Source organism: Aequorivita lipolytica (assembly GCF_007997135.1).
Classification (GTDB): Bacteria; Bacteroidota; Bacteroidia; order Flavobacteriales; family Flavobacteriaceae; genus Aequorivita; species Aequorivita lipolytica.
In genome coordinates this window covers 14,097-34,402 of sequence record NZ_VORU01000016.1, presented here as the reverse complement: position 1 = coordinate 34,402, position 20,306 = coordinate 14,097, and the positions used below count along the sequence as shown (strand labels likewise).

General features: G+C 40.2%; 15 protein-coding genes. 8 read left to right on the top strand and 7 right to left on the bottom strand.

The genetic code is table 11. The features are described 5' to 3' along the window. Positions 1 to 72: 72 nt before the first annotated feature. Positions 73 to 1,356: a PQQ-dependent sugar dehydrogenase gene (locus tag ESV24_RS14095; RefSeq protein WP_111817007.1), complete on the bottom strand. Its 1,284-nt coding sequence runs from the start codon at positions 1,354 to 1,356 to the stop codon at positions 73 to 75. Between the two features lie 252 nt (positions 1,357 to 1,608). Between ESV24_RS14095 and ESV24_RS14090 the strand changes: the two genes are divergently transcribed. Further along, complete coding sequence (locus tag ESV24_RS14090; protein WP_111817008.1) at positions 1,609 to 3,177, top strand: NAD(P)/FAD-dependent oxidoreductase; 1,569 nt, start codon at positions 1,609 to 1,611, stop codon at positions 3,175 to 3,177. Between the two features lie 196 nt (positions 3,178 to 3,373). Here the strand turns inward: ESV24_RS14090 and ESV24_RS14085 are convergent, their stop codons facing one another. Then, entirely contained in the window at positions 3,374 to 3,802 is a 429-nt protein-coding gene (locus tag ESV24_RS14085) for an FKBP-type peptidyl-prolyl cis-trans isomerase (RefSeq protein WP_111817033.1), read from the bottom strand. A 260-nt stretch (positions 3,803 to 4,062) separates the two neighbouring features. Here ESV24_RS14085 and ESV24_RS14080 point away from each other — a divergent pair, with 260 nt between their 5' ends. The 7 genes from ESV24_RS14080 to ESV24_RS14050 all read left to right on the top strand — a co-directional run bounded on the left by ESV24_RS14080 (position 4,063) and on the right by ESV24_RS14050 (position 14,147). Beyond that, the gene (locus ESV24_RS14080; RefSeq protein WP_111817009.1) at positions 4,063 to 5,382 is read left to right on the top strand and encodes an aspartate aminotransferase family protein; all 1,320 of its coding nucleotides are present in this window, start codon (positions 4,063 to 4,065) and stop codon (positions 5,380 to 5,382) included. Next, positions 5,379 to 6,317 (top strand): carbon-nitrogen hydrolase family protein, encoded by a 939-nt coding sequence (locus tag ESV24_RS14075; protein ID WP_111817010.1) that lies wholly within the window; start codon positions 5,379 to 5,381, stop codon positions 6,315 to 6,317. The genes ESV24_RS14080 and ESV24_RS14075 overlap by 4 nt, the downstream gene beginning before the upstream one ends. Before the next feature lie 62 nt (positions 6,318 to 6,379). Continuing rightward, on the top strand, positions 6,380 to 6,787 hold the full coding sequence (locus tag ESV24_RS14070) for a VOC family protein (RefSeq protein ID WP_111817011.1): 408 nt from the start codon (positions 6,380 to 6,382) through the stop codon (positions 6,785 to 6,787). 3 nt (positions 6,788 to 6,790) lie between these two features. Further along, entirely contained in the window at positions 6,791 to 9,541 is a 2,751-nt protein-coding gene (locus tag ESV24_RS14065) for an aminotransferase class I/II-fold pyridoxal phosphate-dependent enzyme (protein ID WP_111817012.1), read from the top strand. Between the two features lie 159 nt (positions 9,542 to 9,700). Next, on the top strand, positions 9,701 to 11,293 hold the full coding sequence (locus ESV24_RS14060) for a biotin carboxylase (RefSeq protein WP_111817013.1): 1,593 nt from the start codon (positions 9,701 to 9,703) through the stop codon (positions 11,291 to 11,293). Between the two features lie 135 nt (positions 11,294 to 11,428). Then, positions 11,429 to 12,784 (top strand): NAD-dependent succinate-semialdehyde dehydrogenase, encoded by a 1,356-nt coding sequence (locus ESV24_RS14055; RefSeq protein ID WP_111817014.1) that lies wholly within the window; start codon positions 11,429 to 11,431, stop codon positions 12,782 to 12,784. An 82-nt stretch (positions 12,785 to 12,866) separates the two neighbouring features. Beyond that, a complete protein-coding gene (locus ESV24_RS14050; RefSeq protein WP_111817015.1) occupies positions 12,867 to 14,147 on the top strand; it encodes a C45 family autoproteolytic acyltransferase/hydrolase in 1,281 nt (426 codons plus the stop codon). 9 nt (positions 14,148 to 14,156) lie between these two features. On the opposite strand, the gene mnmE is transcribed toward ESV24_RS14050, so the two are convergent. From mnmE to gldF, 5 genes are all read right to left on the bottom strand, one after another. After that, a complete protein-coding gene (gene mnmE / locus ESV24_RS14045) occupies positions 14,157 to 15,560 on the bottom strand; it encodes a tRNA uridine-5-carboxymethylaminomethyl(34) synthesis GTPase MnmE (RefSeq protein ID WP_111817034.1) in 1,404 nt (467 codons plus the stop codon). A 123-nt stretch (positions 15,561 to 15,683) separates the two neighbouring features. Beyond that, positions 15,684 to 16,190 carry a hypothetical protein gene (locus ESV24_RS14040; RefSeq protein WP_111817016.1) on the bottom strand — a complete coding sequence of 169 codons (507 nt, stop codon included), beginning with the start codon at positions 16,188 to 16,190 and terminating at the stop codon, positions 15,684 to 15,686. A gap of 187 nt (positions 16,191 to 16,377) precedes the next feature. Further along, the gene (gene dnaN, locus ESV24_RS14035) at positions 16,378 to 17,496 is read right to left on the bottom strand and encodes a DNA polymerase III subunit beta (protein ID WP_111817017.1); all 1,119 of its coding nucleotides are present in this window, start codon (positions 17,494 to 17,496) and stop codon (positions 16,378 to 16,380) included. A 139-nt stretch (positions 17,497 to 17,635) separates the two neighbouring features. After that, positions 17,636 to 19,330 (bottom strand): gliding motility-associated ABC transporter substrate-binding protein GldG, encoded by a 1,695-nt coding sequence (gene gldG / locus ESV24_RS14030; protein WP_170227898.1) that lies wholly within the window; start codon positions 19,328 to 19,330, stop codon positions 17,636 to 17,638. Next, positions 19,330 to 20,037, bottom strand: coding sequence for a gliding motility-associated ABC transporter permease subunit GldF (gldF, locus tag ESV24_RS14025; RefSeq protein WP_111817019.1), 708 nt, complete (start codon positions 20,035 to 20,037; stop codon positions 19,330 to 19,332). The genes gldG and gldF overlap by 1 nt, the downstream gene beginning before the upstream one ends. Positions 20,038 to 20,306 lie beyond the last annotated feature (269 nt).

Genomic DNA, 20,306 nt, shown 5'->3' with positions numbered 1-20,306 from the left:
GTCAAGAGCCAAGAATCAGGAGTCAAGATTTTTTTATTCAAAAATACACGCATTCACATACTCACAGATTCACTACTCAGAATAACTCACTTTCCAAATAACATTTCCAGCATCATCATTTATCAGCAAATCGCCTTTTGGAGTTACTGTTACACCCACGGGGCGGCCGTAAACGTCGCTTTTGTTTTCGTTGGCTATAAATCCAGTTAAGAAATCTTCGGGCTGTGAAGCGGGTTTTCCATTTTCGAAAGGAATGAAAACTACTTTATAACCTGAAAGAGTTGAACGGTTCCAGGAGCCGTGTTGCCCAACAAAAATTCCGTTCTTGTACTTGGCGGGAAACGCATCTGCATTATAAAATGTTAGCCCCAATGAAGCTGTATGCGGCCCAACGGAAACATCTGGCACAATTGCTTTTGCAACTAAATCTGCACCCTTTCCTTCCATTCGTGGGTCTTTCAACTTTCCGAAATAGGAGTAAGGCCAACCATAAAAACCACCTTCCTTAACGCTGGTAACATAATCTGGCACCAGATTGTCTCCAAGTTTGTCGCGTTCGTTTACCGCAGTCCAAAGCTCACCATTCGCTGGGTTCCAATCCATCCCAACAGGATTTCTAAGTCCACTTGCATATATCCTTTCGTTTTGACCATTTAAATCCACAACCAGAATATTTGCACGGCGAATTTCCTCGTCCATTCCGTGTTCGGCAACATTGCTTGCAGAACCCACGGAAATATAGATTTTGTCTTTGGCTTCATTGGTAATAATATTTCGGGTCCAGTGATTGTTGTAACCTCCGGCGGGAAGTTCAACTATTTTTTCACCTTTTGAATCGTTCAGGGAAGTCTGTCCTTCTGTGTATGGGTATTTATAAAGTCCGTCCGTATTGGCTACGTAAAAGCTGTTGCCAATAACCAGCATCCCAAAGGGTTGTTTTAAATTTTCAAGAAAAGTTTCGCGCACCTCAGCTTTTCCGTCCCCGTCTTTATCGCGTAGCAAAGTGATAAGTCCTGCACTTCCGCGTGTGTTTGCTTCACAAACAAACATATCGCCATTGGGCGCAATGTATGTCCAACGTGGATTTTTAAAACCGTCGGCAAATTTGGTTACGGTAAAACCTTGGGGGGCAACTGGCATTTTTCCTTCTGGCCAATCTACCAAATCGGTTGAATTCCTAACGGATTTAGTGGCATAGGGTTTTGGAAGTACAAGTTGCCCCAACGCAGTTTGAACCGTATCTGCTTCCTGCTTCATTTGTGCAGAAGCCATTTCATCTGTATTCCTTTTCTGTTCCGATTTGCAGGAATAGATTGAAAATGTACAGAGCGCTAAGAATAGTATGTGTTTTTTCATAGTTTTTGGTTTTCTTTAAAATTAACTAATTACAGTTTCACTTAAAGAATTATAATGAAAGTTTAGATAATTTTTAACTGATTTTGGATGGTTGAGTGAGTGAGTGAGTAGGTTAATAAGTTAATAATTGAGTGAGGGATTTGTTATGTAAATAGAATATATTATTATTCACAGATTCACAATCCCGATAGCTATCGGGACACAGATTCACGGATTGACAGATTCACCATTAAAAAAATTATCTTTGCTCTTATGAGCAAATTAGTTCAAATAGCGATATTGCCTCGGCAGCAGGAAGACTTGGAATATATTCTGGAGCTTGCTTTGGAAAAAGAAAAGCTTCGTAGAGATGGAATTAGTGATTGGCGCATTCGAAAACGCTCTATAGATGCACGCCGTAAACCCATCAAAATAAATCTGCAGATTGAATTATGGTTGAAAGGCGAAGTGCGTGAAACCATTCCGCCGTTTGTTCCACAGAATGTTTCATCTTGCAAAGAAATTGCAATCATTGGCGCAGGTCCAGCTGGATTGTATGCTGCACTTCGGGCAATTGAAGCAGGTTTGAAACCTATCATTTTTGAACGTGGAAAAGACGTTCGGGAACGCCGAAGGGATCTTGCGGCAATCAATAAAGACCAAATTGTTAACCCGGAAAGCAACTATTGTTTTGGCGAAGGCGGCGCGGGAACTTACTCTGACGGAAAACTTTATACCCGCTCAAAGAAGCGTGGCAACGTTCTAAAAGCCTTGGAGTGGTTTGTGCACTTTGGAGCCGATGAAGATATTCTCGTAGATGCCCATCCACACATTGGCACAAATAAACTTCCGAAGATTATTACTTCAATGCGCGAAACGATTCTTGAAAATGGGGGCGAAGTACATTTCAATTCAAAATTGACGGATTTCAAAGTTGTTGATAGTTCACTTAAAGCAATCCAGATTAATGGTGAAGAATGGTTGCAATTTGATAACGTAATACTTGCTACTGGCCATTCGGCCCGGGATATTTTTTATTTACTTCACGAGAAAAACATAAAAATTGAAGCCAAGCCTTTCGCCATTGGCGTTCGTGTGGAGCATCAGCAGGAGCTTATAGATTATATTCAATACCACGGAGAAGACGACAACCCATACCTACCACCAGCTAGTTATGCGCTAGTAGAGCAGGTGGATGGGCTTGGTGTGTATTCTTTTTGTATGTGTCCCGGGGGAATAATTGCGCCTTGCGCAACAGAGCAGGAGGAGGTGGTTACCAACGGATGGAGCCCAAGCAAGCGCAACAATCCGTATGCAAACTCTGGAATTGTTGTAAGTGTTTCGCCCGAAGATTTACCAAATTATAAGGAAGACGACCCGTTTGTTTGCCTTGATTTTCAAAAGCTTGTAGAACAACGCTGCTGGGAAGCAGGAGGGAAGACACAAAAAGTTCCAGCCCAGCGGATGATTGATTTTGTGGAAGGAAAAGTTTCTGAAGATTTTCCGAAGACATCTTACCAGCCGGGCATCGTTTCAGCGGATTTGAATGAAGTACTTCCGTCATTACTTTCCAAGCGTTTGAAAAAAGCCTTTGTAGCTTTCGGAAAGAAAATGAATGGCTATTATACGAACCAAGCAGTGCTCCACGCGCCAGAAAGCCGAACTTCTTCGCCTATTTCTATTCCTCGAAATGCTGAAACTTTAGAACATATTGAAATTAAAGGCTTATATCCTTGCGGCGAGGGCGCAGGTTACGCCGGTGGAATTATCTCCGCAGCCATTGATGGAATTAACTGTGTGGATGCGATTGTTTTGAAAAGGGCTGTAAGCTATAAGCTCTAGGCAAATTGCTGAGATTCTGAACCTAGAAAAAGGGGAGATGATTAATTAGTAATGAATAATTAATAATTAATAATGAGTAATGAGTAATGAGTGATGAGTAATTGGTATTTTTTGTAACTACAGCCTACAGCCTACAGCCTACAGCAAAAAAAAGACCACCTTTCGGCAGTCTTTTTCAATAGATATTTCTAAAAAATTACTTTATCTCAAGCAATTCGAGTTCAAAGGTCAAATCTTGTCCTGCTAGTGGGTGATTGGCATCCACGATGATAAAATCATCTTTTACATCTGAAACGCGCAGTTGGCGTTCGCTACCATCAGGATTTTTGGATACAAGACCCATACCTACTTCTGGCTTTATTTCCTGAGGAAGATTGTCATTTGGTATTTTTTGGAAAAGCTCTTTTTGAACTTCGCCATAAGCTTCTTCCTTAGGAATAGTGATCGTTTTTTTGTCGTTTATCTTCATGTCCACCAATCCTTTTTCAAAACCTGGGATCAATTTACCTTCTCCCAATTTTACTTCCAAAGGCTCACGCTGAATGGAACTATCGAACACTTGTCCGTCGTTTAGTTTTCCTGTGTAGTGAAGTTTTACGGTTTCATTTCCTTGTACTTGACTCATCATTTTTGTTTTTTTCGATTACTAAAATACAAAGCTATGGTTTCTATTAGTAACTAAAAACTGAGAGCGCTTTAATTCCATAGTTTGGGGAAACCTTAACGTTTTAGGATCAGAGATTTAGGAAAGTGCCTTAAAAACATCAATTTATAGCACCTTTTATTTTGACTTTTCCCATTCATAAATTGTATTAAATTAATCCTAAATAGTATATTAGATTCTTATATTTTCAGTATATTTTTCAAATAATCTCTAAAATCTATATGTTAAAACAATTGACAAAATCTGAAGAACTCCTCGAAAGACGAAAAAATGTTGTAGCCAGCGGGGTGGGAGTCTTTAATACCGCAACCGCAATGGCAGCGAAGGGTGCTATAATAACAGATAGCGATGGTCGCGAAATGATTGATTTTGCTGGCGGTATAGGCGTGGTAAATGCCGGCCACTGCCCAGAACCCGTAGTAAAGGCAATACAGGAGCAAGCTGCAAAATACATTCACACAAGTTTCAACGTAGTTACTTATGAACCTTATATAGAGCTATGTGAAAAACTTGTTGAAATACTTCCTCACGGCGATAATACAAAAGTAATGCTGGTAAGTACAGGAGCAGAAGCTGTTGAAAACGCCATAAAAATTGCCCGACAGGCAACTAAGAGACAAGGGGTTTTGTGTTTTACAGATGCTTTCCACGGCCGTACCCTTATGGCTCTTTCTATTACAAGCAAAATTGACTATAAAGTAAATTGTGGCCCCTTTGCACCCGAGGTTTACAGACTTCCGTTCCCAAATTTTTATCGGTATCACGAAGATTTAAGTTTGGATGCTTTTGTGGATCGCGAATTAAAAAATTTAAGGGAAGCTGCTAAAAACACTTTCGATCCGCATAATCTTGCAGCTGTAATTATTGAACCAATTCAAGGTGAAGGCGGATTTAATCCAGTCCCAAAAAAATATTTTCATGGTCTTCGTGATTTCTGTGATGAATATGGAATCATGCTAATCGCTGATGAAATCCAGAGCGGCTTTGGCCGAGTGGGAAACTGGTCCAGTTGGCAGAATTACAACGTAACACCAGACATAAGTACCTACGCAAAATCCCTTGGCTCTGGTATGCCCATAGCCGCCATTTTGGGTCGAGCCGAAGTTATGGATTCAGCAGCACCAAGCTCCATAGGTGGAACTTATATAGGAAATCCCGTGTGTTGCGCGGCAGCAATTGCGACCATTAAAATGATAAAGGATGAAAACTTAAACCAACGAGGAATAGAAGTTGGAAAAATCATTGAGGAACGCTTCAAAAAAATGAAGGAGCAATATCCAGAGATTGGAGACGTACGTGGTATGGGCGCAATGATGGCTATGGAATTTGTAAAAAATGGTGATCCTCGCCAACCCGATGGAGAACTCTGCCACCAAATAGTAAAAAACTGTGCCGAAAATGGCCTCATTATTATAAATGCAGGTACTTTCAAAAATATTATCCGTGTGCTTTGTCCTTTAGTGATTACCGATGAACAGCTTCACAAAGGCCTAGACATTCTTGAAAACGAACTTCAAAAATTAACTCAAAAAATTATATGAAACCATTTACTATTGCCGGCATCCAAATGCGGGTTTCTGCCACCCAGAGTAACCTACAAATGATGAAACTAAAATTGGATATCACAATGCACCTATATCCATCGGTGCAATTGGTTATGTTCAGCGAACTTTGCGCCTATGGCCCATTAACGTATTACGCTCAGGAAATTCCTGGAGAATTTGAGAAAGAAATGCAAGCCATGGCCAAGAAATACGGTATTTGGCTCCTGCCCGGTTCTATCTTTGAAAAGGATGGTGACAAGATTTACAACACCGCAACCGTTATTAATCCCAAAGGTGAAATTGTAACCAGATATCGCAAAATGTTTCCTTTCTACCCTTTTGAGGTTGGGATAACCCCGGGCAATGAATTCTGCACTTTCGAGATTCCAAATGTTGGTATTTTCGGAGTATCAATTTGTTATGACATGTGGTTCCCCGAAACAGTTAGAACACTTGCCGTTATGGGTGCCGAAGTAATACTTCACCCCACAATGACTGCCACCATGGATCGCGAAATAGAGCATTCCATCGCGCAGACCATGGCCGCAGTAAACCAATGTTTCTTCTTCGATATAAATGGTCTGGAAACAGGGGGAATTGGACGTTCAACAGTATGTGGTCCTGACGGAAGAATCTTGTACAAAGCAGGTGCCACGGAAGAAATTTTCCCTATTGAAATAGATATGTCAAGAGTAAAAAGAAGCCGTGAACTCGGAGTGATGCGCCTAGGCCAACCGCTCAAGAGCTTTCGCGACAATCTTGGCGATTTCAACATTTATTCACCCAGCGCAAAACATCCGTATCTCGATTCTTTAGGGCCACTAATTAAGCCTACAAAGGTAGACGAACTGGAACATCTTAAGAAAATGGAAAGCGAGATAGAGCTTCCAGTTAGTGTGATCAGCTACAAAGGAGATGGGTATGAAAAATAAATAGATTCTAGCTATAAACTCAACTGATAAATACATTACAATAACATCAAAATAAAATAAATATGGGAACAATGTCCGCAAAACCAAAGAAGACAAATAATAAGATGAAGGATTTCATTACTTGGTTTGAAATACCTGTCCTTAATATGGAGCGAGCTACCAGTTTTTATAACCAGATTTATGGTATAAAGATGGAAACCACTGAAATGAACGAATATGCAATGGCCGTTTTTCCCGTTACCACAGGTATTGGTGGCGCTTTGGTTATGGGGCAGGGTTGCGTTCCCAGTGAAACCGGTTCGCTTGTTTATTTAAACGGAGGCAGAAACCTTCAGCCTATTCTCGATAAAGTGGAAAAAGCTGGCGGCCGCATAATTATGCCCAAAACAAAAATAAGTGATGATGCTGGTCATTTCGCACTATTTATAGATAGCGAAGGTAATAAGCTCGCAATAAATTCCAAAAACTAAAAAATGTCCGATAAAAAAAAGACAATCAGTGCACCTTATTATAGTATTGGCCAACTTCGTCTCGCTACTTGGCGGGATCTGAAGAGGGAAAGCGCAAACCTTGCAAATTCAAAAAAAGGGTCGAAAGCAGAACAGGAACACATTGAAACTCTCAAAGATTTTTTAAAGGATATTGGTACGATTGAACAATATTTTGTCTACCCTGGAAAAATAAGGCTTGAAAGATTAAGCCAAGCGCTTACCAAGGAGGAGTACGTTTCATTGGCGCACAACATTACCGAAATAAACCGTCAGCTTGTAAGTGATGAATACTTAAACCATCCCACCTCTTCCCCCGCGGAAGAAAGTGAGCACTCGGGCTCTGATGATATGCGCGAACTTTCGTCGGGTCAAAAGAAAAACTATTTTGAAGTACTCTTTGTAGAAGATCTTCCTGCCAAAGAAGAAGTGGCTCTTCAGGAAAAGCTTAATGAAATACGCGAACCAAACGAACAATTTACATATGATTTTTTAGTGCAGCCTTCCTTTCAGGATGCGCTGATTGCCTTGCTTTTCAACCCAAATTTGCAAGCTGCTGTAATACGTTACGCACCGCCGTATGCCTCTACAAATATTTCAGAATTATTGAAACCCTACATTCAAAATGTGCTGAAAATTGATCTGGAAAATATACCCGAATACGACCTCGGCCCACTTCTGGGGGAATTTGTGCGACAGTTCCGCCCAGAACTTGATACTTATTATGTTACCGATACTTCACTAACTGACTTAAAAGACAGCACCCTTCGTCAATTCAGCAGAATTTATTACAGGAAAGAAGATTTGCAGGAATTGCATTTGGGTATTGTTCGCGGCGTTCGGGAACGCTTTGAAACACCATTTTTTAGCGCTTTAAAAGAATACAGCCAAAAACCAACAGGAATTTTTCACGCCATGCCAATATCCCGTGGAAATTCAGTTTTTAAATCGCGATGGATTAAGGACTTTGGTGAATTTTACGGAAGAAATATGTTTTTGGCTGAAACATCTTCCACAACAGGTGGGCTGGATTCCTTGCTCCAACCAACTGGAACTTTAAAAAAAGCACAGGAAATGGCCGCCGAAACCTACGGCTCTCAACGTACTTTTTTTGTGACCAACGGAACTTCTACGGCTAACAAGATAGTTTTACAGGCAATTATAGAACCGGGAGATTTGGTATTGATTGACCGCGACTGCCACAAAAGTCACCACTACGGAATGGTATTGGCCGGAGCCTATCCCGTGTATTTAGATTCGTATCCCATTGAAGAATATTCTATGTACGGAGCGGTTCCTTTGAAAAGTATCAAAGAAAAATTAATTCAATTGCGGGAAGCGGGAAGGCTTGACAAAGTAAAAATGTTACTGTTAACCAATTGCACTTTTGACGGTTTGGTATATAATGTTCAAAAAGTGATGCAGGAAATATTGGCCATAAAACCAGATATGATTTTTCTTTGGGACGAGGCGTGGTTTGCTTTTGCAGGTTTCACTTATACCTACAAACAGCGCACGGCAATGTTTTCAGCTAAAAAATTATTTCACAAATACCGGAGTGAATCGTACAGAAAGGATTACAAAAATCACATAAAACAACTTTCCAAGGGGCAGGAGCCCTCTTTGCCGGATCCAGATAAAGTTTGCATCAGGGTATATGCTACACAGAGTACGCACAAAACCTTGAGCAGTTTCCGTCAGGGATCTATGATACATATATGGGATGAGGATTTTAGAAAAAAATCTGAAAACACCTTTTTGGAAGCTTACATGACGCATACTTCCACGTCGCCTAATTACCAAATGCTTGCGTCTCTTGACGTGGGAAGGCGGCAAGTGGAATTTGAAGGCTTTGAAATGGTGGAGAAAAGTATTGAAATGGCGATGGTGCTTCGTGCAAAAGTGACTAACAACCCACAGTTGAATAAATATTTTGACGTACTTACGGTAAAAGATTTTATCCCAGACCAATACAGGGAAACAGGGCTTGGGGAATATTATTCGCCTTCAACCGGTTGGAACAGAATGGAAGCTGCTTGGGAAAAGGACGAATTTATGCTGGACCCCACAAAAATTACTTTATTTATTGGTAGAACGGGCGTGGATGGCGATACCTTCAAAAATAAATATTTGATGGATCAGTTCAATATCCAGATTAATAAAACCTCGCGAAATACGGTGCTGTTTATGACAAACATTGGTACTACCAGAGGTAGCGTTGCCTATTTGACCAATGCACTCTTGAAAATTTCGGAACAGTTGGATGAGCAGTTCCGCTCACTAAACAGCAGGGAGAGCGAGATTTCACAAAAGCGAATCCATTCACTTATAAAGGAAGTGCCGCCATTGCCGGACTTTAGTTACTTTCACAGTTCGTTCCGCGCTGTGCCAAATGTACCGGGCGGCAATATTAGGGAAGCCTATTTTATGGCTTATAATGAAGATAATTATGAATATATATCACTTGGAGATTGTAAAAAAGCAATGGCAGAGGGACGTGATTTAGTAGCTTCTTCGTTTGTTATTCCTTATCCACCGGGCTTTCCAGTTTTGGTTCCGGGGCAAGTGGTAAGTGAAGAGATAATTAACTTTATGCTGGCGCTTGATGTATCGGAAATTCACGGCTACCGAGCAGATCTTGGCCTGCGCATTTTCCGCGACAGCGTACTTAACCGCCAAAAAACCGCAACAGCATTGGGTGCCATGGGAATGGCTATTTCAAAAAGAAAAAATTAAAGCTTAAGTAAAACATAAAAGTCAATAAGGATGACTTAAAATTTCCCTTAGAATACAAATAACATTTTGTTTCGATTTTTCTACGTAGGTTACTGAGCGTTCCTTTCCTGAGCCTATTGAAGGGTCGAAGTTTCGAATTTAATTTTTTAAAAAACAATTATGAGTACAGATAAACAAACAACCAAAACAAAAAGCAAAACTTCAAAAACGAAAAAAGAGGCTTCTGCAACCAAGGCAGTAAAAAAATCTGCCGCCAAGACGAAAGATAGTAAGACTTCAAAAACGGTAGCGAAGCCAAAATCTGTACTCAACGGCATTCCCGATTTGAGACGTTTCTTTTATAAAAACGAGACCCCCATTTATTTTGTAAGTGCCACAAATTTCAACCTCTTGGGAGCGGATGAGTGGATAAAGGGTTTCAAATTTATCAATTATATTGAGTGCTTTGATGGGCTTCACCCGAATGTTTTTTCACCCAAGGAAGAAATTCCGCATGATGAGTTTGAAAGCATCGAAGACATCAACAATTATCTTTTGCAGCATCCCGAAGTGCAGGAATACGTAAAATCTCGAAAAAAAGGAAGAAAAGCCGGGAAAGTAATGTTTTTGATGTTTACCGAAAAAACCGAAAAACTCGCCAAGAAATTGGGGCTGGAAGTGATGTTTCCTTCCGCAAAAATGAGGACAGCAATGGACAACAAGGTGAATACGAACCGTCTCGCTGAAAAAGCAGGTGTGGCTTGTGTTCCCTACGTACTTTCAAAAGTGAATGATTATGAGCATCTTCAAAAAGTTTCAAAAAAGTTGGGGAACGATTTAGTAATCCAAACCCCATTTGGTGATTCTGGGCATACTACTTTCTTTATTTCAAATGAAGAAGAATACAAAAAGCACGCGGAAGAAATAGAAGCTGAAAAAGAGGTAAAAATAATGAAGCGCATTAATTGCCGCGGTTCTGCCATCGAGGCTTGCGTTACGCGCCATGGAACAATTGTAGCACCGCTGATGACTGAATTGGTAGGTTTCAAAGAACTTACTCCTTATAAAGGGGGATGGTGTGGAAATGAAATTTATCCAGATTCTTTTACACCTGCTCTTAGGAAAAAAGCACGTGAGTACACCCAGCTTTTTGGCAACCAATTAAGAAAGGAAGGTTATAAAGGCTATTTTGAACTCGACTTTTTGATTGATCAGGATAATGGTGAAATCTATCTCGGCGAACTTAACCCAAGGGTTACGGGTGCCAGCTCCATTACTAATCATGCTGTATTCGCATTGGCAGATGCGCCACTTTATCTGTTTCATATTTTAGAATGGATGGACGTAGATTATGATCTTGATGTAAAAGCCATCAACAATCGCTGGGCAAAACAAGAAAATACAGATAGCTGGAGCCAATTGATAATTAAGCATACCAAAAAAACCATAGAACAAGTTACAGAAGCACCACGATCGGGTATCTGGAAAATTTTTGACAATGGCCATATACAGTTTAACCGGATGGATACGCACCGTAGAGCCGTGGAAACCGAAAACGAGGCATTCTTTCTTCGCATAACCAATAAAGGCGATTATTTGTACGAAGGTGCTGATATGGGTATTTTGGTAACTCGCGGACGAATGATGACCGATAATTTTCAACTCACGCAACGCGCAAAAACTTGGATAAATGCCGTGCAAGCCAATTACACTTCCACAGTTTTGGATGATAAAACCGAACAGCCTGAGATAATTGGAAATCTTACTAAATAAGTATTCAGTATTCAGTAATCAGTAATCAGTAATCAGTATCCAGTACGCAGTATTCAGTCAAAACCTTTCGGGTTTCAGTAACCCGAAAGGTTTGTTGATTTGTTAAATAACAATAGTTAATGAGAAATTAATTCTATGAATTTTAAAAGTATAAACCCCTATAACGAAGAAATAGTTGGAACCTACAATGCCGAAACAGATAAAGCTATTTCAGAAAAATTGCAAAAAGCAGAAACCGCATTCCAATCTTGGCGAAAAGTTCCGTTGAAAGACCGTTCTTTATTAATGGCGAAGGCGGGAAACATATTGCGCCGAGATGTGGAAGAATATGCCAGAATGATAACTTTGGAAATGGGCAAACCTATTTCCGAATCGCGTGCTGAGGTGAATAAATGTGCTTTGGTCTGCGATTATTACGCTGAAAATGCTTCTGAATTTCTTTCAGATGAAATTATTAAAACCGATGCCCAGCAAAGTTTTGTGCGTCACGACCCAATTGGTGCCGTATTCGCAATTATGCCCTGGAATTTTCCTTTCTGGCAGGTATTTCGTTTTGCGGCACCCACGCTTATTGCTGGAAATGTGGGACTTTTAAAGCACGCGCCAAACGTTTTTGGTTGCGCCGAACTAATTGAAGGTGTTTTTAAAAAAGCTGGCTTTCCAGATGGTGTCTTTCAGAATTTGATAGTGCATCACGATAAAACCGAAAGCATTATAGCTCACGATGTTGTAAAAGCAGTTACGCTTACCGGTAGTGAAAGAGCCGGGGCAGCTGTTGCTCAAATTTCAGCAAGGTATATAAAAAAAACATTGTTGGAACTGGGAGGTAACAATGCCTTCATAGTTTGGGAGGATGCAGATATTGACAAAGCCGTGGCAACTGCACTAACGGCTAGAATGTTGAACTGTGGACAAAGTTGCATTGCCGCCAAGCGCTTTATTCTAATGGAAAACATTTATGATGAATTTGTCACCAAATTTACCACTGGAGTAAAAAATTTAAAATCGGGCGATCCATTGGAAAGTGGCACTCAAGTTGGCCCATTGGCACGAAAGGATTTGGCAGACCAATTGCAACAGCAAGTGCAAAAATCCGTTACAATGGGTGCAGAACTGTTATTAGGTGGAAAACAGAACGGAGCTTATCACGAACCTACCATATTGGGAAATGTGAAACCTGGAATGCCCGCTTTTGACGAAGAAACCTTTGGCCCTTTGGCAGCAATGCTAAAAGTAAAAACAATTGAAGAGGCATTTGCACTTTCAGAGCAGTCTAGATACGGACTCGGAGTTACCGTATGCACTACAAATATTGAAATGGCTCTTAAATATGCTGGCGAAGTAAGCGATGGCGCCTATTTTATAAACGAATTGGTGAAAAGCGACCCAAGGCTACCTTTCGGTGGTGAAAAACGCTCAGGCTACGGCCGAGAGCTCGCTAAAGATGGTATGATGGAGTTTGTGAATAGGAAGACGGTTTATGTGAAATAGATTGATTTTCTGATTACATTCTATTTCAATATCAGCTACTTCCTAAACGAAAATTAAAATTTAATAAAGAACTTAAAAAAAAATGCTACAACTTAATTATCAATCAATTTCTGAGGCGAAGCCTGGACAAAAATGGCAAAAATTATTTCTGAAACATTGGCCTGCTTATAAGGCTTGGTTCCAAAGCAAAGGTGCGGTGGATAACCCACCGTTATCTGTGGCCAAGGCAAAGCTACAGGAGTATATGCCAAAATTTGTTCCTACCTATGAAAAACTTTGCAGCTTGGCAGGTAACGATCCCATAGCAGAACGTTTTTTGACCGGATATCAACCTCCGGCATATATTAGTGGGTGCTCACAGCTTATCACTCAAAACCCGCCGATGCTGATAAGGAATTATGACTATCATCCTCATTTGTCTGAAGGTACTATATTAAACACCGCTTGGAATGGAAAACATATTATAGGGATTAGTGATTGCTTATGGGGTATGGTAGATGGAATGAATTCTGATGGTTTGGTTGTTTCCCTCACTTTTGGGGGAAGAAAAGTAGTGGGCAAGGGCTTTGGAATTCCATTTATAATCCGTTATGTGCTTGAGTTCTGTTCAAGTGTTTCTGAAGCTGTTGAAGTTTTGCAGCATATTCCATCCCATATGGCCTACAATGTTATGGTTTTAGACAAGACAGGTAGCCATAAGTTATTACAGTTGGCTCCCGATCGTGACCCGATAGTAAAAGACATTGAACTTTCAACAAACCATCAAGGGAAAATAGACTGGCCGGAACATGCTCAGTTTTCAAAAACATTGGAGCGTGAAGCATTTCTGCAAAAGATTATTTCTGAAAAGGGACAGGAACAAAATGCTATTGTTGAGGCGTTTTTGAAAAGTCCGCTGTTCAACCGAAAATATAATGAGGGATTTGGAACTGTCTATACATCCATTTACCACCCAGCAGAGGGCAAAATGGAGCTGAAGTGGGATAAGAATTCGTTGAGCCAATCGTTTGCTAATTTCGAAGAAGGCGAAATACTTATAACCTATAATGAAAAAATCCCAGCAGAAAGAGCGACTGTATTAGATACAGCTGCAACAAGACCCGAAGATATAGAAATGCCAACCACGCATACCGATTGGGAGGCGTATGGAAAATCGTGGGCAACCCAGGAACCTGTGGAACTTGCGCAAATGGTTGTAAAGACAATTGGTGCTGCCATGGGAATTTCCGACAGTCCTGTATTGAAGAATATTATGGAGCAAATTACTTCTGAAAATAAAAAGAGAGGCCAGATACCTTGGGAAATGTTGGCCGATATTTGGTCGAGTACGGGTATGGCAACTAAGGACGACCCAAAAATTTGAGATGGCTATTTACTTTCCGATGCAGAAATTGGCAAATATGTTACCCAATAACTCATCGTTAGAGATTTCACCGGTAATTTCACCGAAATAATAAAGCGCCTGCCGAATATCTATAGCCAAAAGATCGCCGCTCAAACCGCTGTCAATACCTTGCTGTACTTTGATAATTTCCTCCAAAGCCTTCAGCATGGCGTCGTAGTGACGGCTGTTGGTAACAATGGTTTCGTTGTTGCGGAGTGCGCCAGTGTTTACGAAATCGAGTAATTTATTTTGAAGTTCGGTAACACCATTTTTCGTTTTCGCAGAAAGTAATAGAAAAGAAGACCCTTCGACTGCGCTCAGGGTGACATATAGTTGTTTTGTTTCTTCTTCTGAAAGTTTATCCACTTTGTTGGCAACAATCACAAGATTTTTTAAAGGATATTTGTTTTTGATGGTTTCAATTTCAACCTGAAACTTGGAACCTGAAACCTGAAACTTTTCAGAATCAAAGAGGTAAATAACAACTTGAGCAGCTTCAATTTTTTCAAAAGTTTTCTTTATTCCCAATCCCTCAATAACGTCCAACGTTTCCCGGATTCCGGCGGTATCAATAAAACGAAACCCGATTCCGCCAATGCTTATTTCATCTTCAATAGTATCTCGGGTAGTTCCTGCAATTTCTGAAACTATAGCACGGTCTTCATTTAAAAGGGCGTTTAAAAGCGTGGATTTTCCAACGTTTGGTTCGCCCACAATGGCCACAGGAATTCCATTTTTTAGTACATTTCCCGTGGCGAAGGAATCAATCAAACGTTTCAGAACCTGGGTTATTTTTGAAATAAGTTTTTGAAATTCGTCCCTGTTTGCAAATTCTACGTCTTCCTCGGCAAAATCCAATTCTAACTCAATTAACGAAGCAAAATTTAACAGTTCCTCACGTAGCTTTTTTATTTCTGAAGAAAAACCACCACGCATCTGCTGTATTGCAAGCTGATGGCTGGCAGCACTGTCGCTAGCAATAAGGTCTGCAACTGCTTCTGCTTGGCTTAAATCCATCTTTCCATTAAGGAATGCTCTAAGTGTAAACTCGCCAGCTTGCGCCATTCGACAGCCTTTCCGAAGGCATAGTTGTATTATTTCTTGCTGAATGTAATTACTTCCGTGGCAGGAGATTTCAACCACATCTTCACCTGTGTAGCTATTTGGATTTTTAAAAATTGTTATGAGTGCTTCATCAATAACACGTTCACCATCTTTTATATTCCCTAAATGTACGGTATGGGTTTTCTGTTTTGCGAGTTCCTTTCCGGAAACGGAAGTAAAGATAAAAGAAGCAATTGCTATAGCTTCTGGCCCTGAAAGCCTTAAAACTGCTATTGCTCCAGCGCCTGCTGGGGTAGCCATTGCCACTATGGTGTCTGTATGTATCATTGGCAGCAAAGGTAAGATTCTTTGGTAAACTTTTAAACGATTGTCTAAATGGAACGGAGCGGACATAAAAAAAAGGGTAGCGTTCGTGCAACCCTTTTTTGGTTCTTTGAACATTTTATTTAATCAATAAGCAAAATCCTTAAAGTTTCCGGTCATAGTAACAGTGGGTCCCACCCCTGAAGTTGCCGTTATGGTAAAGTTTCCGGATATCAACCGCCCGTCCTCGCTATCAGGATTTTCGCGGTTCTCCAAGATATTTATCTCACCCTCGGAAGAGTTGTAAGTAACTTGGGCGCCTTGGTCCCTAATTATAACGTTTGTTACGAATCCGTTGGAATCTACGTCTCCAACAATTTTGGTGATTCCGCTTCCAAAGCCACCTGTTTGATTGAAAAAAAAGCGTATCACGTTTGCATTCTCATCTGTTATTGCAAGGGTTAGTCCGTTGTTGGAGTCCGTTGAGTAGCTTCCCAAGCGAGCTGCGTAATTGCTGCCAAAGCCTCCGCCATTGATTGTAGCGGTAAATTCAGTTTTGGCAGGATCTCCGCCACTGTCGTTATCATCATCTTTGGAACAAGAAAGAATTAGTAAAGAGAAGAATAAAATGCTCAATGTTTTTAATGTTTTCATGTGTGTAGTTTTTAGTTGTTAGTGATTTTAAGGATTAAACTAACTACACATCGAAACGATAAAGAATATGTCATCACAATTTTGAAATAAAAAAAATCCGCCCAATTGGGCGGATTACTTAAAATAATATTCTAAACTTCTAAGAATCTAAGAATCTAAGAATCTAAGAATCTAAGAATCTAAGAATCTAATTATTAAGCATTACCGGCATAACAAGCATAGTAACCGTTTCGCCTTCATCAAGCCCGTCAACAGGGGTAAGAATTCCAGCTCTGTTTGGCAAACTCATTTCCAAAGAAACTTCATCGCTTGTAAGGTTGTTCAGCATTTCCGTAAGGAAACGGCTGTTGAAACCTATCTGCATATCATCGCCTTGATAATCGCAGGTTAAACGCTCTTCGGCTTTGTTGCTGTAATCTATATCTTCCGCTGAAATGTTCAATTCAGCGCCCGCAATTTTCAAACGGATTTGGTGCGTTGTTTTGCTAGAGAAAATAGAAACACGACGCACGGAATTTAAAAACTGGTTTCTATCAATAACCAATTTGTTTGGGTTTTCTTTTGGAATTACGGCTTCGTAGTTTGGATATTTCCCATCAATCAATCGGCAAATCATTTCGGTATTTTCAAAAATGAACTTTGCGTTGCTTTCGTTATATTCTATGGTAACGTTTTCCTCGCTTCCTGCTAGAATGCTTTTTAAAAGGGTAAGCGGCTTTTTCGGCATTATGAATTCCGCAGTTTGTGAAGCGCTAATATCATCGCGGGTATATTTTACCAATTTGTGCGCATCGGTTGCAACGAACACTAAATTGTCCGTTGAAAACTGAAAGAAAACACCGCTCATTACGGGTCTTAGATCATCGTTTCCCGAAGCAAAAATTGTTTTGCTGATTGCCGTAGCAAGTACATCTCCCTGAACAACTGTGGCGGAAGGTTCTTTCAATTCCACAGCATTTGGAAATTCTTCGCCACTGGCGTACGCTAAAGCGTATTTACCGTGATTGGAGCTAATTTCAATAGTGTTGTTATCTTCAACGGTAAAGGTTAACGGCTGCTCTGGAAAGGTTTTCAAGGTTTCCAACAATAGTCTTGCAGGAATGCAGACCAATCCTTTTTCAGTGCTTTCAACCTCCAACTTTGAGGAAATAGTAGTTTCCAAATCGGAAGCTGAAACGGTAAGGGATTTCCCGTCCAAGTTGAAAAGGAAATTATCTAAAATAGGCAGGGTATTGTTGTTATTTATAATACCGCCCAAAACTTGCAGTTGTTTTAATAAATACGAACTCGATACGATAAATTTCATTATATGTGTTTTTGATGAAATAATTGTCAATAATGCTCTCCCAAAACTTTTAATTGATAGTAGCTTAAAAGTTTGGTGAGCCTGTTGAACCACAAATATATTTCAATTGAAGTGTTTGCTAAAACAAACTTATCAACATTTAGCGAGTGTATTTACGTTTTCGGTAAAGGGTAAAACCTATTCCAAAAAGAGCCAGTAACCCCAACGGTAACAATATATTAAGCATTTGCCACTTGGTGCGTTGTTCCACAGTTTTTTGTGGATCCAGAAATGGCACCGCAATTTGCCGTGTTCTAATGTTTATAAGTCCGCTGTCGTCAAGAAGGTAATTGACCGTATTCAGCAGAAATTCCTTATTTCCATAGAACTGATTGGTCATTTTATCGAAGCCGAGTTCAAGCGGTCTATTGCCCTGCATTTGGTTTTTTATGATGTCCCCATCGCTAATAACGACCATTTTTGAATCGCTACCGTCATCTATATTTTTCAGTTCGCCACTCAATTTTAAAGGCTTCACGCGATTTTTAAAAACTGAAGTGAATTCACCTTCCATCAAAACCGCGAGCGGCACTTCGCCAGCGTTGTATTCATTGGGATTTGGCCCTTCGTTCACTACTTGTAAATTCTTCGGAATTTCTACATCAAAATCAATAGGGAAGGGCAGTCCCACTATTTTACTTATGGGGGAAGTGGAGAGCAGCACCGTTTTTTTAATATTGTTTGGAAGTGTATCAATTGCGCTGGCATAATCAAACTTTACAGCTTCAATGTTTGAAACAATTGGGTGATTGTTTGCGCTGCTACTAAGTGGACTAAAAAACCAAGGATAGCGGCTGTATTGCGAGTCTCTATCGTCGCCACTGGCCAAAACTATGGGCGCGGAATAAACGTCTTTCACCAAGTTAGGATTGATGCGAATTCCGTAATTAAAGAAGAAATCGTTTAGGTTTAAATCCTTCCCAAAAGCGAAACTGTTTCCGCTAACCGTATCCAACTTCATTTGGGTTGCATCAAGCAACCAAAGAGAGTTTCCGCCATTCATAATATATTGATCCAGCACATACTTTTCAGCATCACTGAAAGCCTCTGTGGGCTGCGCGGCCACAATTAAATCAAAACTATTTAAAGCGCTTAAAGTTTTTTCAGGATTGGAAGCAACAGAATCGAGCGTAAAAGGAGCGATAAAATAATATTCCCGAAGTGTTCCAAAGAAATCTGCAATGTAGCGGTCGTCGTATTCGCCGTTTCCTTTTAATACCGCTACTTTCTTGGATTTTTCAGTTGCAAGTTTTTTAAAGGCATCAGCAAAGGCATATTGCAGATTTTGAAGGGAACTGTTCACTCTTTCTTCAGAAGTGGCGCCCAGTTGGTTTTTTAGTAATGGTATTTTAATTGATCTGCCATCGTGATGGGCCAGTGCCCATGGATAGACAAGTTCGGTGCTCTGTTTACCGCTTTCGGTAACGGATACTTGAGCGGGTGTCAAGCCAAATTTCTCAAATTGCGATTGGAAGGCTTCGTTGCCTTTTTTGGTAGGGTTGATAAATTCAAACTTTATATTGGAATTATAGGCTGAAAACTCCTCTAAAAGTTGTTCGCTTTCATTTTGAAGTCTGCGGAATTCAGGCGGAAAATTTCCTTTCAGAAAAACATCCACGACTATGGGAGAATTAATTTGATCAACAATTTGTTTTGCTTCTTCGGAAAGGGTGAAACGCTCGTCCTGTGTAAGGTCAAAGCGCTTGTAGAAATAGTTTCCGAGGATGTTCAAAAGAATCAGTCCTGCAATCAAAACTATCAGCGAACCTATATTTTTTCTAACTGAAGTCTTCATTATTGTTTTTTCAATTTAAAAATGGTCAACGCAATGAAAAATGCCGTAACGCTCAAAAAGTAAATCAAATCCCGTGTGTCTAAAACCCCGCGGGCAACGCTATCAAAATGGGCCTTCATCCCGAATTGTGAAATATTAAAACTTAAAGATGAAAAGCTATCAAAGCCATAATAAAGCGCAAAACAGAGAAAAACGGCAATTATAAAAGCAACAATCTGATTCTGCGAAAGCGTGGATGAAAATATACCAATAGAAGTATAGGCAAGCACTAAAAATAATAGTCCAATGTAAGAGCCAATTGTACTGCCAACGTCCCAATTGCCGGGAGGATTGCCTAATTCTGAAATGGTAAAAACGTACAAAACTGTTGGCGCCAACGCTATCAAAATTAAGAGAACTGCACCGAAGTATTTCCCCAAAACTATTTGTTTCAACGATACCGGTTTGGTGAGTAAAAGTTCTAAAGTGCCCATTTTCATTTCGTCGCTAAAGGCGCGCATACATACTGCGGGAATCAAAAAAAGCAGCACCCAGGGCGCGAGTTCAAAATAGGGGGAAAGGTCTGCAAAGCTGGAATCGAGTATGTTGAAACTTCCGTTAAAAACCCAAAGAAACAAACCGTTTATAACCAAAAAAACAGCAACCACCAAATACCCGATGGTACTTGAAAAGAAGGAATTTATTTCGCGTTTTATTATTGTAAACATTTATTTTAAGTTCAGAGTTCAGAGTTCAGAGTTCAGAGTTCAGAGTTCAGAGTTCAGAGTTCAGAGTTCAGAGTTCAGAGTTCAGAGTTCAGAGTTCAAAGTTCAAAGTTTCAATTCAGTCTATGTAGAAATAAAACTCTTTTTCGTTTTACGATTCAATTATTTTCTCGCCAATGCGAAAAGTCGCCAAGTTTTCTTTTTTTCTAACCATCTAACCATCTAACCATCTAACCATCTAACCATCTAACCATCTAACCATCTAACCATCT

What these genes read in the sequence shown, in the direction of transcription:
- ESV24_RS14085 (WP_111817033.1), bottom strand. Translation starts at nt 3,802, where the DNA reads ATGAGTCAAGTACAAGGAAATGAAACCGTAAAACTTCACTACACAGGA.
- ESV24_RS14090 (WP_111817008.1), top strand. Translation starts at nt 1,609, where the DNA reads ATGAGCAAATTAGTTCAAATAGCGATATTGCCTCGGCAGCAGGAAGAC.
- ESV24_RS14065 (WP_111817012.1), top strand. Translation starts at nt 6,791, where the DNA reads ATGTCCGATAAAAAAAAGACAATCAGTGCACCTTATTATAGTATTGGC.
- ESV24_RS14040 (WP_111817016.1), bottom strand. Translation starts at nt 16,190, where the DNA reads ATGAAAACATTAAAAACATTGAGCATTTTATTCTTCTCTTTACTAATT.
- gldG (WP_170227898.1), bottom strand. Translation starts at nt 19,330, where the DNA reads ATGAAGACTTCAGTTAGAAAAAATATAGGTTCGCTGATAGTTTTGATT.
- mnmE (WP_111817034.1), bottom strand. Translation starts at nt 15,560, where the DNA reads ATGATACATACAGACACCATAGTGGCAATGGCTACCCCAGCAGGCGCT.
- dnaN (WP_111817017.1), bottom strand. Translation starts at nt 17,496, where the DNA reads ATGAAATTTATCGTATCGAGTTCGTATTTATTAAAACAACTGCAAGTT.
- ESV24_RS14075 (WP_111817010.1), top strand. Translation starts at nt 5,379, where the DNA reads ATGAAACCATTTACTATTGCCGGCATCCAAATGCGGGTTTCTGCCACC.
- ESV24_RS14095 (WP_111817007.1), bottom strand. Translation starts at nt 1,356, where the DNA reads ATGAAAAAACACATACTATTCTTAGCGCTCTGTACATTTTCAATCTAT.
- ESV24_RS14060 (WP_111817013.1), top strand. Translation starts at nt 9,701, where the DNA reads ATGAGTACAGATAAACAAACAACCAAAACAAAAAGCAAAACTTCAAAA.
- ESV24_RS14080 (WP_111817009.1), top strand. Translation starts at nt 4,063, where the DNA reads ATGTTAAAACAATTGACAAAATCTGAAGAACTCCTCGAAAGACGAAAA.
- ESV24_RS14070 (WP_111817011.1), top strand. Translation starts at nt 6,380, where the DNA reads ATGGGAACAATGTCCGCAAAACCAAAGAAGACAAATAATAAGATGAAG.
- gldF (WP_111817019.1), bottom strand. Translation starts at nt 20,037, where the DNA reads ATGTTTACAATAATAAAACGCGAAATAAATTCCTTCTTTTCAAGTACC.
- ESV24_RS14055 (WP_111817014.1), top strand. Translation starts at nt 11,429, where the DNA reads ATGAATTTTAAAAGTATAAACCCCTATAACGAAGAAATAGTTGGAACC.
- ESV24_RS14050 (WP_111817015.1), top strand. Translation starts at nt 12,867, where the DNA reads ATGCTACAACTTAATTATCAATCAATTTCTGAGGCGAAGCCTGGACAA.